Raw genomic sequence first — 15668 nt, 5'->3', positions numbered from 1 at the left:
TGGGCTGTCAGGAGCGAGGTGACATAGTGCGGACGATGTCGTCGATCCTCTGTGCGGCTTCACGCGGTGCTGTCGTATCCGTGTCCACACGCAGCTCCCACTGAGCCCGTGGATGAGCAGCGAGATCGGCCTGAGTGGCATCCCACGCGGCCAGCCGAGCGGCCGTGTCGGTGTCGCCCCGCTGGGGTGATCGTCGGGCGGTGGTCTCCTTGGAGCACCACAGCAGAACGCGCACCCAGCGCGCCGGGAAGAGGGCGGTCACCTGCTCCATCCCCACCATCTGGCCGAGGTGGACGACGGGGGCCCTGCCGCCTTCCATGGCCTGGTCGAGGCCGGGCCGGTCGACGACGTAGATGTTGCCGTACCGGTCGTTGCGGTAGATGACGTCGCCGCGTGCTTCTAGAGCGGCCAGCTGCTCCGGTGTGCCCATCCGGTAGCCCTTGGTCTTCCCGGTCCCGATCTTCAGCCGGGTGAACGGCACGTACCGCGCGTCGAGTTCGGTGAGTGCGGCCGTGATCGTGTCCTTGCCTGCCGCCGGCGGCCCGTACAGCAGGATGCCCTGCCTCACGGGAACACCGTCCCGAAGACTTGGCGCACCTGGTCCGTGAGCGATATCGCGGAACCGAGCCGGTTGTCGACAACCAAGTGCGGTACGACGGGCCGCAGTTCGAGATCGATCCCGTTGGCGTACGTGTCCCAGTTCTGGAGTTTCCAGCTGTCCCGGGCGGCGGACCGGAAGCTGATGTACTCGTGCATCGTGTCGAGGTCGCACTGGATCCAGACGACAGCGACGGTGACGCCACGCGCTTCACAGCGGTTGATCAGGCGTCGCATCCATCGATGATCGGTGGACTCGGCGATGAAGGGCGCGGAGAGTACGGTGCTGATCGAGCAGTCGATGTTCGCGTACGCGGTCTCCAGCAGGCACTGGTACTCCAGCGGGCGCACCTTCTCCCGGTAGAGATCGGTGTGCCGGTCGTTGGGCTCGCTGCCCATTTCAACAAGGAGCCGCTCGACGAGCGGGCGCGTGATCGGGTCCTTGTCGAGGACGGGCCATCCGGTGAGCTGCGATACGAAGCGGGCGAACTCCGACTTCCCGCTGCCCGCGTAGCCACCGACCATCATCAGCGTAGGCCGGTTCGGATCACCGCCGGTGTGACGCCGCTTCCAGGCGTCGAGGATCCGCTGCTGGACGCCCAGGCCGTCGGCGTCCTCCGCGCTCGGTGCCAGCTGGTGCAACGCCCGTTCCACGGCCAGGACGTGGGCGCCGTTCTGCGGTTCGCTCGACGCGGTGAACCTGAGCTTCGTGGCCTCGTCGGGCAGAGCGTTACGGAAGCCGAGTTCAGGCTCGGTCGCGCGGTACAGCAGGCAGTACGCGCGACGGTAGTGCGGTCCGGGATAGACCTCACCCTGCTCGTGCTGCCACAGCGTCTGAAAGTTGGCGGCCGGCACCGTGAGCCCCGCAGCCCGGGCCACCTCGCGCAGCTGCTCGCCCGCGCCTTCGAGCGTCAGGCCGTGGGCTTCGCGTTGTTGTCTCAACTTGTCCGGGCGCCACCCCGGGCGACTTTTACCCACCGCGCCTACCGCCTGCCCATTCCTGGTCATGATCCGGAGCCTAAGTCTGCCTGTCATGAGCCCGTGTGTAAGCGGATGTTGAAAAGTCAGACCAACCGGCCATGAGCTGCTGATGAACAGCTTCGGCAACAGCTTGTGATACTCCGCACACCTCCGAGCCGCTGTCATGGTCACACCGACGCGGCGATCGCTTACCCGCCTCGGTCTCCAGTATTCGTACGAGATCGGAGGGGCTTCACCATGCGCTATCGGCCGACGTGCACCCCCTTGTCGACGAGTCCGTCCGCGATCGCCTCACACGCAGTGGGCGACGTACTGCTTGGCACTTCACGCCAGCGGAGCTCTGCTGCTTCGGCTCCACGCCCGACCGCAGTGATACTTGATCTATTCGGCACGCTCGTCGCAGCCCCGAGTGTCGTCGAGCGGAGGGCTGCCGCTGCCCAGTTCGCCGCGATCCTGCGCGTATCCCCGGCAGTCGCCGAGTCGGTGCTGTCCGACAGTTGGCAGGCGAGGCACGACGGGCAGATGGCGTCCACCACCGAGGTGGCGGTTCACCTTGTCGCCCGCTGCGACGCCTCTGCGGCCTGTGTGGATGAGCTGGAAGTGCTCTTGGCCCGGCTCGCCCATGTCCGTCTCCAGGCCGATGCCTCTCTCCTGCGGGCGCTGGAGCAGCTTCGGCGCGGTGGAGCCAGGCTGGCCGTCCTCAGCGATGCGTCCCCGGACATCGCCGAAGCGTGGAGCGCAAGCGATCTCGCGCCACACTTCGACGCTGTCGTGTTCAGCTGCCGGGCGGGTGCGGTGAAGCCCGACAGCCTGCTCTTCCGCTCGGTCCTCCGACACCTCGGTGTCGCCCCGCAGCAGGTCCTCTACTGCGGCGATGGCGGCGGTGACGAGCTTGCCGGCGCGGAGCGGGCCGGGATGCGTGCGGTGCGCGTGGAGCGTCGGGGCGGGTCGAGCGGCCTCGTGTTCGGCGAGACCGCTTGGTCCGGCAGGGCGATACCCGACGTGGAAGCTCTCCCCACCTTGCTGGACGGCTGGGGGCAGCGATGACCGGCCCGTACGCGTGGGCAGTTGAGAACGGAGTCCTCTGCCGGCTCCCCGCTCCGGTCGCCATGTCCGCGGCACGTGACACGACGCTCGTCGAGACGCGCTACACGGGGTTGTGCGGAAGCGACGTCGCGAAGCTCAATCACCCGTGGGGAGGGCAATTGCCGGAACCGTGGTACCCCGGGCACGAGATCGTCGGCGTCGACACAGAGACGGGCGGTTGGGTCGCGATCGATCCGCTGGTCTCCTGCCGCTCCTGCCATTACTGCGACCGGGGCCAGGTACACCTCTGCCCACGCCTCCGGCGTATCGGGTGGGATCTTCCCGGAGGTCTCGCCGGCTCCGTGAGAGTGCCCCGCGACAGCATCGTCGTGCTTCCCCATCTGCACGATCCCGCGCACGGAGTCCTCGCCGATCCGATGGCAGTGGCCCTGCACGGAGTCCGCTGCGGGCTCCGGGGGCCGCTGGGGCGACTCGGCATCATCGGGGGCGGCGTCCTTGCGGTGTGCACGGCCATCTGCGCGGCAGGGGCTGGGTGGGACGTCCACATGCTGGTCAGGGAGCCATCGCGGTCGCATCAGCTGCGGTACGTCCTCGACCGGCACGTCACTCTCCACTCGGGCGAGCTGCCGGCCTGCGACGCCGTCGTGGACGCTGCGTCCGGTCACAGCGACTCCCCGATACGCCAGGCGCTGAAGGCCGTACGTGACGGCGGAACGGTTCTCGTCCAGAACGCCTACGCGCCCCGCGTCGTTCTTTCGGTCCCCCTGCGGGATGTCTTCCGTCGCTCGGTCAGCCTGCGCGGCTCCTTCTCCTACTGCCGGGCAGATGGCCGCGACGACTTCCGGGATGCCATCGACGTCATCGCCAAGGGCGGCGACTGGGTCGGCCTGATGACCCGAGACCGATTCCCTCTCAGCGAACTGCCACAGGGTCTTGCGGCCCTGAACAGCGAAGCCCGCCATCGCCCCTTCAAGGTCCTGCTCATATCCGACACGTGACGGAAGGAGCCAACGCCATGGTGGTCACAACGCCATTGCTGGCCCACAAGATCAACTCACCGGCCGACATCCCACCCCAGGACGTCCACGACGGAATCACACGCATCCTCGCCTTACCGGAGGGCCACACGCGCGACGTGATGCTGGGAAGCGTCCTGACGGGACTGCTCCTGCGGGGACCGAGACTGGAGGAGGTCGAGGCAGCGGTCCGAGCGGCGACAGCCCTGGACAGAAGTGGCTGGGAGTTCCACCAGCCGCCGGAAGGCATGCGGTTCGTCGGCTACACGGGAAGCGGGAAGAAGACCTTCAAGACGATCAACCTCAGTACCGCCGCCGCGCTGGTGGCGGCCACCGGGGGAGCACACGTCGCGAAACTCGGCTCGCGTAGTGCGTCGTCGAAGACCGGGTCCCGCGACTTCATCGACCTCGTAGGGGCGACGAGCGAGACGGTGCCGCATCAGGAGATGGTCGACATCACGGCGGAGACCGGCTTCGGGTTCTTCTCCATCGAGGACCGCGTACCCGAGTTCGACCGCCGCTACGGAGGCAGGTTCCAGGCGGTGCACGCCCTCAGCCTGGCGTTCCCCGCCCTCCTCAGTCCGGTCACCTGCTCCGCCTACGTGTACGGCCTCTCGCACCCCGCGGTAGGAGCTTCCGCCCGGTTGCTCTCCCGACTCGGCCTGCCAGACGTGACGGTCATCAACTCCAGCCTCGGCAAGGCGATCCAGGTCGACGAACTGATCCCCGGAAGCACCGTGCGGGCCTGCCGGATCAACGCCGAAGACGAGGACCTGACCTTCAACAACGAGGTGCGCAAGGCCGCGGCCTCGATGCCGCAGGACCTGCTGTCGGTCACCCAGCACGAGGACCCGCAGCAGAACGTCGCCGCCGCGATACGCGTACTGGCAGGGCAGGACACCAGCCAGGCGCGCAACGCGGTCGCCCTCAACGCGGCCCTGCTCATGCTCATGTCCGAAGCCGCGCCCACCATCCAGTTCGGCATCGACACAGCCCTCACGATCATCGACGCCGGCGCGGGCCTGGACACGCTGCAGCAGTTCGTACGTCTCACGGGCGGTGGCCCGGACAAACTCCGCTCGCTCCTGCGGCCCGTCTCCCCGACAACCCTGCTGGTAAGCCCTGGCAGCAAGGAGAAGGCTCCATGCTGACGCACGACGAACTCGCGATCGTCCACCTGGTCCTCAACACCGACTGCAACGCCTGGGACCTGGCACGGACCAGCGACTCACCGGGCGTATGCCGCTTCTGCTATCGAGAGCGCAACCGGGTCAAGACGGACCCGGACACCGTCCGCAGGGTCATCGACCGAGTCCGCGCCGAGTCCGAAGCCCACCGGGTCGTGTTCACAGGAGGCGACCCCGTGATGCCGTACGACAACCACCTGGAGGTCGCCCTCCAGCACGCACGGGAAGCCGGCTTCGAGACCAACCTCCACACCAACGGGCTGCTACTGAGCGACCGTTACGCGGGACTGCGGGACCACGTGACCCTCTACTCCCTGGCCATCGACGGTCCGGAGGCGGACTCGGCCGACTGGTTCCGCGGGCAGGGCTACTTCGAACGGTTCCGGTCCAACGTCGAGTCCCTCGTCGCCGACGGTCGCCGACTCGCCTTCAACACGTTCACCACGGCCGCGTCCGTGCGGGAGCTGCCGCGGCTCGCGGAGTTCGTCGCCGGCATCGCTGGCCGCACGGAGGTCGAGTACTGGCTGATCTCCCAGTACAGGCCCATCGGCCGTGCCAGCGCGGGCAAGGCGGAGCTCTACGGCTTCGAGCGGGATGACTTCGTCCGGGCCGTGGACGGGGTGCGCGACGCCGTCGCCCCGTTGGAGATCTTCGCCCAGCCCACACGGGCGCCCGAGGACCCGTACCCCTTCCGCGTCTGGGTCCTCGCCGACGGAACGGTCACCGCGGACCTCGGCAGCGTCGCCGCACCTCGCAACGCCGTGATCGGGGACCTGCTGGCCGACGGCTTCGAGCCGCTGGTCCGCCGAGCCTTCGCCCTACGAGAGCAGCCTCAGCTGGAGGGGATCGCATGAAGTTCGACACCGCGTACTACGAGAGCGTCATCGACCAGCATCAGTACGAGCACTTGGGGCTCGGCACCATCGACTTCGCCCTTGCGGGGATGAGCCCCGGCGACCTGCACACGAAGTGGGTGTGCCACACCGGTGCGCGGGAGTTCGCGGACGCCGTCTCTGGGGGTCGGCCGGCGATCGTCACCACTGGCGTCGGGCTCGGCGGCCCGCCGCACGCCGGCACTCTCTTCCAGCTGCTGCGCGCGGTCAAGCTCCAGCAGTGCGGACTCGACGTGCAGATCGTGCTCGGCGACCTCGACTCCTACAACGCGCGTCGCACGCCGCTGGACGCGGTGCGCCGCCTGGCCGACCAGTACGAGGAGTTCGCGCTTGGGCTGGGCTTCGACCCACGGCACGGTGTACTGCGTCGGCAGGAGGGCGAGACCGAAGTCATGGCCACCGCGTTCCTACTTTCGCGCCATCTGGACGACGACGATTTCCACTGGGCGGAGGAGGACCTCGCAGGGCTCTACCGTAACCATGGGGTCTTCGACCACCTCAACTACGGCATGAAGCAGGCCACGCTGCTGATGGCCGCAGACTTCGTGCACCTGCTGCGCGAAGGACGGCACGTGCTGGTGTCCCTCGGCGTTGACGAGCACAAGTACGTCGCCCTCGCGCGCCGTGGGGCCGAACGCTGGGGTCTGCCCGCAGACCGGCTGGCCGGCATCTACACCAAGATGATCCCGGGCCTCGGGGGCCTGCCGAAGATGAGTAAGAGCATCCCCGGCTCCGGAATCGACGGCTCCATGCCCGCCGAGGACATCAGGGCCCTGCTGGCGGCGGACACCGACTCGGCACCCTCCGACGACGGGTCGGCCCTGCTCCAGATGTACGCGTGTCTGCCCGAGGTCGGCCAGGCGGAGTACGACCGCGCCTCCGCCGCGCGACGCGCCGGAGACCGGGAGTGGCGTGTGATTCGCGAGGAGCTCGTCGAACGGCTGATCACGCTGTTCTCCTGCTGGCCGAAGTAGCAGGCACCCCTCCGAGGGAGCGCCGAACCCGCGGCCGAAGCAGGCCGTGTGCCCTCTGCCGCACCACACACCCGAGCAAGCAAGGAGTCTGACTGTGCACGCGGACACCACGACCACCTCACAGCCCCTGACCAGCCCCGATGCCCGGCAGCCCCCGGCCATCTCCGAGTCCTCGCAGCCGATAGGCGGCCCCGACACCTTCTTCATTCGCGGCGGCTACCGCAGCCGGAGCGAGGTCGAGTACTTCCTCGACGAGACGGACGACACCGTCACCTGGCAGCCCGACGTCTACCCCTATGCCGCCGAGCGGGCCGAGGAACTCGGCCGTGACGTCGTGATCGACATCGGCTGCGGGCAGGCGGGCAAGCTGGCCTCTCTCGCCGCCGAGCACCCCGACTGGACCTTCGTCGGCGTGGACTTCGGGGACAACCTCCGCTGGTGCCGCGACAACCACCCGTTCGGACAGTGGGTGGAGGCGGACCTCGAGTCGGCCGAGCAGTTGCCGCTCGACGCCGACCTCGTCCGCCGGTCCCTGGTGATCTGCTCCGACGTGATCGAGCACCTGGTGGACCCGGCCCCGGCCCTGGCCCTGATCCTGGGCCTGCTGCGGGAGGGCAGCGCCGCTGCCGTCCTGTCCACGCCGGCCCGTGAGTGCCGCAGCGGCTACGACACTCCTGGACCGCCGCGCAACCCCAGCCATGTGCGGGAGTGGGCAAGCGACGAGTTCCAGGCGCTGCTGCGGGCGTCCGGATTCGAGATCCACTACGCGGGCCTCACACGAAGCGACGACGCCTCCAACGGTCTGTCTACCCAGCTGCTCCTCGTCGGCATGGGAGGGACGGAGGTGGGAGAGCGGTGACGGCGGTTCCCCGGTCCAGGGGCCTGCGCGTCGTTCACCTGCCGGCTCGTACCCCGTACGCATGGAAGCTCCAGAGCCCTGACTTCCACATCCTGAACGGGACAGAGATTCCCACGGGCGAGACTGTGCCAGAGGCGGTCAGCGCCGCATGGCTCCTCGAACACGGCCCTCTCACGTGGCTCGACGTCCTGCACCTGCACCACATCGACTTCGAGGACATCGCCACCCTGGAGCGCCTGCTCGACGCGTGCCTGGGCTACGGGGTCAACGTGGTCTTCACCGCCCACGACACCCGGCCCATGGTCGGCAACGCCGAAGGCTTCGTCGAGCGGCTGCGGCTGCTCCGGTCTGCCGAGGTCAGCTGGGTCTGTCTCACTGAGGGATCCCTCACGAAGCTGACGGAGGTCCTCGGCGAGCGTGTCACTGCGACGGTCATCCCCCACGGATACGTCGCTGCCCCGGAGTCGCTGGCTGACCTGGAGCGCGAGGCGAGGGGCCCGGGGGCCAGGTACCTCATGTTCGGTGCCTCCCGGGCCAGCCGGGACCAGTTGTCCACCATGGCCAACTGGAGCCTGGGGATCACGGATCCCCACAGCACGCTCCACGTCCTCCTGCGCGCGTTCAGCCCTGCGGACTTCGCTGACGCCGGCCGTGCCCCGCTGCTTCTGGAGACGGCCCGGCACGATCCCCGTATCCGCCTCACCATGCGCCCGTATCCCACGGACGACGAAGTGGTCAGAGCCGGGCTGGCTTCGGACTCCCTGCTGCTGCCGTACCTCTGGGGGAGTCACTCCGGGCAGCTGGAACTGGCCTTCGACCTGAACCTGCTTCCGGTCTGCTCCCTCACAGGGCACTTGCCCGAGCAGTACGAGCGGCACAAGGGATTCGTCGAGGAACCCGAATGGTTCGATTGGTCGCAGGGGCATCCCAACCTCTTCGGAGAGAAGTTTCTGACCGCGCTGGAGAAAGCGGCAGCACGGCTCGGCTCCAGGCCCCGCCGCCTCGACCGAGAGTTCCTCGACTACAGGACCCAGGAACACAAGACGATCCTGGACGACTACGCCCGCGTGTACGGGGGTGACCGGTGAGCGCCACTCAGCGTATTTCGTGCGTGATCCTGTGCCACAACTACGGCCGATATCTCGACCAGGCCATAACAAGCTGTCTGGAACAGGAGCCCGGAAACTTCGTCCTTCACGAAATCATCGTCATCGACGACGGATCCAACGACGAAACTGAGGAGGTATGCCGTCGCCACGAAAAGAACGTCAAGGTCATCCGGAGGAGCCAGCAAGGTTTCGGCCAAACCTTGACCGACGCCTTTCTCCTCAGCACAGGCGACTGGGTCGCTCCTCTCGACGCCGATGACTGGTTCCACCCATCGAAGCTACGTACATGCGCCGACGCGATGACGGGTGAAACGCTGTTCATCGAGCACTGGGAGAACGTCGTCGACTCCAACGGAAAACCCAAGCTGAAAGACCCGCACCCGGGCGGAAACACGAGCACGCTGGTGGTCCATCGCGGGGCTGCCCTCAGCCTCCTGCCGGTGAGCAACGAAATCTTCTTCCACGCGCTGCGCGAGGCCGGCCGCGGTGCCGTCCTCTCGGACCCGTTGACCTTCTATCGGGTCCACTCCCACAGCATGACCGACCGAAGTACGCCCGGCCTGTCGCAGGATTATCGGGCCGAGGTGTGTCTGGGACTCTCGGATCGGCTCCGCATGATGGATGGGAACCCTCCCACCTGGGCGACCACTCGCCAGCTCAGGGGGATCTCCCAGCACTTCCGCGCCCTCGCTTCCGGGCACAGAGTGGAATCCGCCCTGCAGCGAAAAAAACACCTACCCGCCATGATCTTGCTTCCGGGGATGCTCATCGCCACGCTCCGAGCCCGAGACCCAATAGCCCCGTGGCTCCGCTCCCTCTCCAGTGCGCTCGTGGGCCGGCCGCTAGTACAGCTCTCGACGGCCCAAGGAGAGCGGGCTCAACCGTGATCATTCCGGCGATGCGACGAGGGCGGCGATGATAAAATCGCCGCTTCCAATCCCTACTGGTCAGGCCAGTTGTCCGACCCAGGAGCGTATAAGCGCCATGAGCCGTTTGAGCGAGTCTGTCACCCGTGTCATGCACATCCTCGATGGGGCGGACCTGGGCGCGGACTATACGGCCGCGCAGCTGCTCAGCGAGACAACAGCACGGCGCTCCCTGGACCTCTCCGACCTCTCCCCCGAGGAGCAGGCCGCACTGGTCGAGGGGCGTGCGAACCACCTGATCCCCTCGGCCGCGGTACTCGCCGAGAAGATCGAAGCCGCGCAGGCCGCCGGACGCCCGTTCGTCGTCAAGTACGGCATCGACCCGACCTCGCCCGACGTCCACCTGGGCCACGCGGTACCGATCATCATCGCCAGCCGGTTCCAGCGGATGGGCCACCACGTCGTCTTCATCATTGGTGACGTGACGGCCAAGATCGGTGACCCGTCGGGACGGTCCTCGGATCGACCGCCCCTCACCGACGAGGACATCGCCCGCAACCTGAGCGGCTACCAGCAGCAGGTCACGCCGTTCATCGACTTCGAGCGGGCCGACCTGCGCTTCAACGGCGAGTGGCTGAACAAGGTCACCCTGCCGGAGCTCGTCGGGGTTCTTGCCCGGGTGCCGGTCTCCATGTCGCTCCAACGCGAGGACTTCCGCACCCGGCTAGCCGATGGCCATGGGCTGTCCGTCGCCGAGTTCGTCTACTCCGTCGTCATGGCCTGGGACTCCGTGGCCATCGACGCCGATGTCGAACTCGGCGGTGTGGACCAGCTGTTGAACCTCCAGATGTGCCGCAAGGTCATGGAGATCTCGGAGCAGGACCCCGAGGTCGTCATCACCACCCCGCTCATCGAGGGCACCGACGGCACGGGCACCAAGATGAGCAAGAGCAAGGGCAACTACGTGGGCCTGACGGCGTCGCCCGATGACGTCTACGGCCGGCTGATGTCCATCCCCGACCACCTGACCGAGCAGTACCTCCAGCTGCTCACCGAGTGGACGGACACCGAGATCCGCGTGGTCACCAAGCGCCTGGAGGCCGGCACCGCGCACCCGATGGCGGTCAAGCGCATCCTGGCCGGCGAGGTGGTGGCCGCGCTCCACGGCCTGGACGCTGCTGCCGCCGCTCGCGCGGAGTTCACGGCGCGCTTCTCCAAGCGCTCCTTCGGGGACACCCAGAACCTCCCCGTCATCTCCCTGAAGGACCACGCCGAGGACACGCTCGGCGCGCTGGTCAGCCGGACGCTGGACTTCGCTCCCAGCATCTCCGCCGTGCGCCGTGTGGCTCAGCAGAAGGGCCTCCGTCTGATCCTTGAGGCGGACGGAGAGCAGGCACCTACGCCGCTCGCCGAGGCGTCCGTGCAGCAGACGCTCGGTGAGGTCGTGAGCGAGGTTGGGGCACTCGAAGGTGCCGAGCTGTACCTCAAGGTCGGCCGTAAGGTCGCCCGCATCGAGGTCTGAGATCAGGCGCGGCGCCGACTCACCAACGTGAGTCGGCGCCGTTCTGTTTGCGCTCGGTGCGACCCGCCAGCCGCGCGATCCAGGAGAGACGGTGTGCTGTTATGCAAGACCGTCTGGTGCTGAAATCTCCTGGTCGTTGCAACGACGTGCTTGGCATCGATTCTTCAGACGTTATCCCAGTTCGCTGGGCCGATTTATTCATCCCGTTTGCTACGGCTGGTGCCGGAGGAGCGTCGCATTCGGTTCCAAATCCGGCGCCACCAAGACGCTTGTCCCGCCAGAGGTTGAGGGATGGCCTCGATGTGCGCGGCGCGGTCGCGGGAGCTAGCGACTCGAGTGGCTGCCGCTGAGATTCGTGGCAACCAGTCGATACGGTCGCTGCGGACGTAGTAGTGCGACCTACACTGCTGTTGTCCGTTTCCAACGGACGGTCGCAGGGACACGGTGCCATCGAAGGTCAGGGTCCAGTCGTGCGGTCCGAATGGTGTGACGACCTTCGCACCACATCCGCACGCGCACAGATGGACTGCGGTTTCGAACTGCATCGAGATGTACAGCTTACCCGGCTCGGGTTCGGCCGGGATGTGCTCGATGAACACCGGCATCAAGGATCGAGCTTTCACGCGGCGGCCTCCGACCCGTCCCCAGCATCAGCGCTGGCCGGGACCGGCTCGGCGCCCAATCCGATGCCGGCGAGGGCGGCTACTACATCCCCAATCCCTCGGCAGGCGATCCGGGTAGACGAGGGGCTCTTCGATGTGGTCGGCGCCGGGGCCGAGGCCGACGCCGTACAGACGCCCTAGGTGGTTCGCTCGGTCATGTGCTCTGCCCCGTAGCTTTACAGAGATCGGCCATTGGACGTCATACAGGCTGTCGCGAGAGTACTGAGAGACACATCGTCAGTTGAACAGGCTGTCCTGGACGTACTGAACGACATGCGCCTTCGGGTAGAACACGCCCAGCAGCATAAAGGTTCTGGGGTGGGCCGCGATGTTGCCGACGAAGAAGTGGACTGCGCGGTCACGGGTGAAGATCGAGTCGTACCAGCGCTCTCGCAGCTTGTCCTGCACAGCACGCTCGCCGTACTTGCGGAGGAACTTGCGGTACGAGGCTCCGGCCTCCCAGTCCTTGAGCGCCATGTCATGCGTCGGGCAGGTGTCGTCTGTGCAGCGGAACCGGTAGCGGAATTCCAGCGGTACCCACTCAAGTGGGGCCAAGTCCTGCTCCAGGAGGTCCAGTTGATCGGCCAGAGCAGCCTTGGACGCAGGCCAGGGTTCGGCCGACGTCAGCCGGAAGCCGGCCTCGGCGGGCCGGAAGACGCCGAGCGAGGTTCCTCGCTGCGCTTGATCCCGTTTGATCGCGCATAAGGAGGGCGCGACGAGGGGCTCAATGTACTTGTACCGCTGCTTCCAGTCGCCACCCGTCGGTACGTCACCCACGATCTTGAGGGTGCCGAGGTCCGGCCGCAGACTCTCGGGCCGCGAGTCTCGCGTGTCGTGGGACTCGACCTCAACTTCGATGATCGAGTACTTCCGGAACTGGTCTTCCTCCTTCAGGAGCCGGAAGGGGACGGGAAACAGGCGCACATGCCGAGGCGCACCCTCGTCCAGACGTATGCCTGCCACACAGCTGGTCTCGCGGTACTTGTTGGACAGCTCTGGATACGTCTTCACCGTGATCATGATCTGTGCGCGCTGCCGATTCCACGATCCCATGGTTGCCCCCTCCACTGATCTCCCGATCCGATTGGAGGAGAGGCATGCGCCACCGGCAAGGGCGCGTACAGGAGCGAGGGACGAAGTCAGGCCAGGGGAATGACGGGCACCGCGGCCCGTTTGCGGACCGTGTCCAGAACGACCTGCCGGTGGCAGCGGCTCTCGTCCTTCTCGAAGCACAGGACCGCGACCCGGGACTGCCGGGCATGCTCCGCGAGGCGCTCAAGATCGGTCTGCGCCTCCTCGGACCGCAGCACCCCACGGAACCGGGCCCGGCCCTCGTCGAGCCGGCCGTCCCAGAACGGCGCCCGGTTGTCCTTGGGATTGCCCAGGCCACGCAGGTGCGTGTACTCGATGCCGGCCTCGGCAAGTGCCTCCCCGAGGCGGGTCTTGCTGAAGCCCTTCTTACGGCTGATCGGCGTGAGCCGTACGTCCGCCACGACATCAATACGGCTGTCGAGGAGCGAGGCGACGAAGGAGTCGATGTCCCGGCCTTCGTACCCAGCGGACCAGAGGCCGGGAGCGACCTTGGTCTCCTGGAAGAGCTCATCGAGGGAGACCTCAAGTGCCTCGGCGACCGCTCCGACGGTGAAGAAACCTGGCTGGATCGCTCCCTCGCTCTCCAGTCGGGCCAGCGTTCCAACGGCGACGCCGGCTTCCTTGGCGAGCCGCTCCCGCGACCACCCTCGGCCCTCCCGCATCGCTCGCACGCGCTGGGCGAGTGCTCGGGCGTGGTCGTGGGGACGCGCTGAGTGATGGCTTGCCATGTGTCGTGATCCTAAGGGCGGTTGAGGCGGACGGGCATGGTGTTCCCGGCCGACTAAGGGGCTGGATTCGCGAACGCGCAGGTCCGAGTGCCCTCAGCCGCCACACTTCAGACGGCCTCACCAGTCACCCCCTGGGAGAATCCGACCAAGATCTTCTCCCAGATTTCTCCCAAACGATCTTCGGGAACGAATCAGGGGCCTGATCCACTCGGTGGATCAGGCCCCTGACCTGGTACTTCCTGTCGGGGTGGCGGGATTTGAACCCACGACCTCTTCGTCCCGAACGAAGCGCGCTGCCAAGCTGCGCTACACCCCGATCGCCGCCTTTGCAGCGCTTGCTGCCCTGGCGACATCGATTACTTTAGCGGACCCTCGGCCGGAGACGAAATCCGGTTTCCGGGAGAGCGGCCAGCAGGCCGCTGGTGGTGGGAGGCCGGGGGTCAGGGCTTCGGGGTCAGCGTCAGGAGGGTGGCCTCCGGCGGGCAGGCGAAGCGGACCGGGGTGTAGCGGTTGGTACCGCAGCCCGCCGATACGTGCAGGTACGCGCGATGGCCGCCGGACTCGTGCGTGGAGAGGCCCTTGACCCGCTTGGTGTCCAGGTCGCAGTTGGTGACCAGCGCGCCGTAGAAGGGGATGCACAGCTGCCCGCCGTGCGTGTGGCCCGCGAGGATCAGGGGGTAGCCGTCGGCGGTGAAGGATTCCAGCGTGCGCAGGTACGGGGCGTGCACCACGGCCATCGAGAAGTCCGCGTCAGCCTCCGGCCCGCCCGCCACCCGCTCGTAGCGGTCCCGCTTGATGTGCGGGTCGTCCAGTCCGGTGAAGGACAGCTCCAGGCCGTCCAGCTTGAGGCGCGCCCGGGTGTTGGTGAGGTTCAGCCAGCCCGCCGCGTCGAAGGCGTCCCGCAGTTCCTCCCAGGGGTTGTGGACGGCGCCGACGACCGGCTTGTTGCCGTTCAGCCCGTGCCGGCCCTGGGTCTTCTCGATCAGGTAACGCCCGGGATTGCGCAGCCGCGGTCCGTAGTAGTCGTTCGACCCGAAGACGTACACGCCGGGGAAGTCCATGAGCGGACCCAGCGCGTCCAGCACCTCCGGCACGCCCTCCGTGTCCGAGAGGTTGTCGCCGGTGTTCACGACGAAGTCGGGGCGCAGGCCCGCCAGGGACTGGAGCCAGGCCTGTTTCTTGCGCTGCCCGCGCACCATGTGGATGTCCGACACCTGGAGTACGCGCAGTGGGCGCATCCCCCGGGGCAGTACGGGCACCGTGATCCGGCGCAGGCGGAAGGACCGCGCCTCGAAACCGGCGGCATAGGCGACTCCCGCGGCCCCCACTGCCGCGATGCCGGCAACCGCCTTCAGGGGAACTCCGTAACGCGCACGCATGGCCCCATCGTCGCAGACCCGGAAAACCTGCGGGCGCCAGCGCCCCCGTACCTGGCAGACTCAGGTCCATGACCACGCTCAAGGCCAAGCTCCAGGAAGACCTCACGACCGCCATCAGGGCGCGCGACGAGCTGCAGTCGTCCACGCTGCGACTGACCCTCTCCGCCATCACCAAGGAGGAGGTCGCGGGCAAGGAAGCGCGCGTGCTCTCCGACGAGGAAGTCCTCAAGGTGATCGCCAAGGAGGCGAAGAAGCGCCGGGAGGCCGCGGAGGCCTTCGCCCAGGGCGGCCGTCCCGAGCAGGCCGCGCGGGAGACCGCGGAAGGCGAGTTCCTCGATACGTACCTGCCCAAGCAGCTCAGCGACGACGAGCTCGCCGCGATCGTCGGGCAGGCCGTCGAGGAGGCGAAGGCGGCGGGAGCCGAGGGGCCGCGGGCCATGGGCGCCGTCATGAAGATCGTGAACCCGAAGGTGGCCGGGCTGGCCGATGGCGGCCGCGTCGCCGCCGCCGTCAAGCAGCACCTCTCCTCGTAGGGCATGGAGGCGGGGCCGTAGCCGGGCACGCAGCAGGCCACGGTTCGCCAGCTCGCCGGTTGGTCCAGTCGACCGCGGGCCCCGCTGCCCCGACCAGTAGGTACATCGAAGAGGGGCCCCCGCCGCATCTTGGGTTCTAGGAGTCGTTGCAACATCCCAGTTCAGGGGATGCGATGGACTTCGAGATCCGTAGGGACCGGACGCCTCAGGGCCCTCGGAAGCT

General features: G+C 67.3%; 16 protein-coding genes and 1 tRNA gene. 10 read left to right on the top strand and 7 right to left on the bottom strand.

Annotated elements, in window-relative coordinates; genetic code table 11:
- Positions 1–7: 7 nt before the first annotated feature.
- Both ACWDX7_RS23965 and ACWDX7_RS23960 read right to left on the bottom strand, forming a co-directional pair.
- Positions 8–568, bottom strand: coding sequence for a phosphotransferase-like protein (locus tag ACWDX7_RS23965; protein ID WP_451492111.1), 561 nt, complete (start codon positions 566–568; stop codon positions 8–10).
- Positions 565–1605: an AAA family ATPase gene (locus tag ACWDX7_RS23960; RefSeq protein WP_451492110.1), complete on the bottom strand. Its 1041-nt coding sequence runs from the start codon at positions 1603–1605 to the stop codon at positions 565–567. Before ACWDX7_RS23960 ends, ACWDX7_RS23965 begins: the two co-directional genes overlap by 4 nt.
- Positions 1606–1947: 342 nt before the next feature.
- Between ACWDX7_RS23960 and ACWDX7_RS23955 the strand changes: the two genes are divergently transcribed.
- The 9 genes from ACWDX7_RS23955 (at position 1948) to tyrS (ending at position 11051) form a co-directional block, all read left to right on the top strand.
- Positions 1948–2625: an HAD family hydrolase gene (locus ACWDX7_RS23955; RefSeq protein ID WP_451492109.1), complete on the top strand. Its 678-nt coding sequence runs from the start codon at positions 1948–1950 to the stop codon at positions 2623–2625.
- Entirely contained in the window at positions 2622–3623 is a 1002-nt protein-coding gene (locus tag ACWDX7_RS23950) for an alcohol dehydrogenase catalytic domain-containing protein (RefSeq protein ID WP_451492108.1), read from the top strand. Before ACWDX7_RS23955 ends, ACWDX7_RS23950 begins: the two co-directional genes overlap by 4 nt.
- Positions 3624–3640: 17 nt before the next feature.
- On the top strand, positions 3641–4792 hold the full coding sequence (locus ACWDX7_RS23945; protein WP_451492107.1) for a hypothetical protein: 1152 nt from the start codon (positions 3641–3643) through the stop codon (positions 4790–4792).
- A complete protein-coding gene (locus ACWDX7_RS23940) occupies positions 4786–5682 on the top strand; it encodes a radical SAM protein (protein WP_451492106.1) in 897 nt (298 codons plus the stop codon). Before ACWDX7_RS23945 ends, ACWDX7_RS23940 begins: the two co-directional genes overlap by 7 nt.
- Complete coding sequence (locus ACWDX7_RS23935; RefSeq protein WP_451492105.1) at positions 5679–6695, top strand: hypothetical protein; 1017 nt, start codon at positions 5679–5681, stop codon at positions 6693–6695. The genes ACWDX7_RS23940 and ACWDX7_RS23935 overlap by 4 nt, the downstream gene beginning before the upstream one ends.
- 94 nt (positions 6696–6789) lie before the next feature.
- Complete coding sequence (locus ACWDX7_RS23930) at positions 6790–7554, top strand: methyltransferase domain-containing protein (RefSeq protein ID WP_451492104.1); 765 nt, start codon at positions 6790–6792, stop codon at positions 7552–7554.
- 125 nt (positions 7555–7679) lie between these two features.
- The gene (locus ACWDX7_RS23925) at positions 7680–8642 is read left to right on the top strand and encodes a hypothetical protein (RefSeq protein WP_451492103.1); all 963 of its coding nucleotides are present in this window, start codon (positions 7680–7682) and stop codon (positions 8640–8642) included.
- Positions 8639–9550 carry a glycosyltransferase family 2 protein gene (locus ACWDX7_RS23920; RefSeq protein ID WP_451492102.1) on the top strand — a complete coding sequence of 304 codons (912 nt, stop codon included), beginning with the start codon at positions 8639–8641 and terminating at the stop codon, positions 9548–9550. Before ACWDX7_RS23925 ends, ACWDX7_RS23920 begins: the two co-directional genes overlap by 4 nt.
- Before the next feature lie 97 nt (positions 9551–9647).
- The gene (gene tyrS, locus ACWDX7_RS23915; RefSeq protein ID WP_451492101.1) at positions 9648–11051 is read left to right on the top strand and encodes a tyrosine--tRNA ligase; all 1404 of its coding nucleotides are present in this window, start codon (positions 9648–9650) and stop codon (positions 11049–11051) included.
- A gap of 194 nt (positions 11052–11245) precedes the next feature.
- Here the strand turns inward: tyrS and ACWDX7_RS23910 are convergent, their stop codons facing one another.
- From ACWDX7_RS23910 to ACWDX7_RS23890, 5 genes are all read right to left on the bottom strand, one after another.
- Positions 11246–11596, bottom strand: a complete 351-nt coding sequence (locus ACWDX7_RS23910) for a DUF6527 family protein (RefSeq protein WP_451492168.1) — start codon at positions 11594–11596, stop codon at positions 11246–11248.
- 354 nt (positions 11597–11950) lie between these two features.
- Positions 11951–12733 carry a hypothetical protein gene (locus tag ACWDX7_RS23905; RefSeq protein WP_451492167.1) on the bottom strand — a complete coding sequence of 261 codons (783 nt, stop codon included), beginning with the start codon at positions 12731–12733 and terminating at the stop codon, positions 11951–11953.
- Between the two features lie 119 nt (positions 12734–12852).
- Entirely contained in the window at positions 12853–13533 is a 681-nt protein-coding gene (locus ACWDX7_RS23900) for a DUF488 family protein, N3 subclade (protein ID WP_451492100.1), read from the bottom strand.
- A 242-nt stretch (positions 13534–13775) separates the two neighbouring features.
- Positions 13776–13849 (bottom strand) — tRNA-Pro (locus ACWDX7_RS23895).
- Positions 13850–13973: 124 nt separating this feature from the next.
- On the bottom strand, positions 13974–14912 hold the full coding sequence (locus tag ACWDX7_RS23890; protein ID WP_451492099.1) for a metallophosphoesterase: 939 nt from the start codon (positions 14910–14912) through the stop codon (positions 13974–13976).
- Positions 14913–14980: 68 nt separating this feature from the next.
- Between ACWDX7_RS23890 and ACWDX7_RS23885 the strand changes: the two genes are divergently transcribed.
- Complete coding sequence (locus ACWDX7_RS23885; protein WP_451492098.1) at positions 14981–15445, top strand: GatB/YqeY domain-containing protein; 465 nt, start codon at positions 14981–14983, stop codon at positions 15443–15445.
- Positions 15446–15668: the final 223 nt, after the last annotated feature.

Source organism: Streptomyces sp. NPDC003034 (genome assembly GCF_053591375.1).
This window is presented reverse-complemented; position numbering and strand designations above follow the sequence as displayed.

What these genes read in the sequence shown, in the direction of transcription:
- ACWDX7_RS23960 (WP_451492110.1), bottom strand. Translation starts at nt 1,605, where the DNA reads ATGACCAGGAATGGGCAGGCGGTAGGCGCGGTGGGTAAAAGTCGCCCG.
- ACWDX7_RS23950 (WP_451492108.1), top strand. Translation starts at nt 2,622, where the DNA reads ATGACCGGCCCGTACGCGTGGGCAGTTGAGAACGGAGTCCTCTGCCGG.
- ACWDX7_RS23945 (WP_451492107.1), top strand. Translation starts at nt 3,641, where the DNA reads ATGGTGGTCACAACGCCATTGCTGGCCCACAAGATCAACTCACCGGCC.
- ACWDX7_RS23940 (WP_451492106.1), top strand. Translation starts at nt 4,786, where the DNA reads ATGCTGACGCACGACGAACTCGCGATCGTCCACCTGGTCCTCAACACC.
- ACWDX7_RS23935 (WP_451492105.1), top strand. Translation starts at nt 5,679, where the DNA reads ATGAAGTTCGACACCGCGTACTACGAGAGCGTCATCGACCAGCATCAG.
- tyrS (WP_451492101.1), top strand. Translation starts at nt 9,648, where the DNA reads ATGAGCCGTTTGAGCGAGTCTGTCACCCGTGTCATGCACATCCTCGAT.
- ACWDX7_RS23910 (WP_451492168.1), bottom strand. Translation starts at nt 11,596, where the DNA reads ATGCAGTTCGAAACCGCAGTCCATCTGTGCGCGTGCGGATGTGGTGCG.
- ACWDX7_RS23905 (WP_451492167.1), bottom strand. Translation starts at nt 12,733, where the DNA reads ATGATCACGGTGAAGACGTATCCAGAGCTGTCCAACAAGTACCGCGAG.
- ACWDX7_RS23900 (WP_451492100.1), bottom strand. Translation starts at nt 13,533, where the DNA reads ATGGCAAGCCATCACTCAGCGCGTCCCCACGACCACGCCCGAGCACTC.
- ACWDX7_RS23890 (WP_451492099.1), bottom strand. Translation starts at nt 14,912, where the DNA reads ATGCGTGCGCGTTACGGAGTTCCCCTGAAGGCGGTTGCCGGCATCGCG.
- ACWDX7_RS23885 (WP_451492098.1), top strand. Translation starts at nt 14,981, where the DNA reads ATGACCACGCTCAAGGCCAAGCTCCAGGAAGACCTCACGACCGCCATC.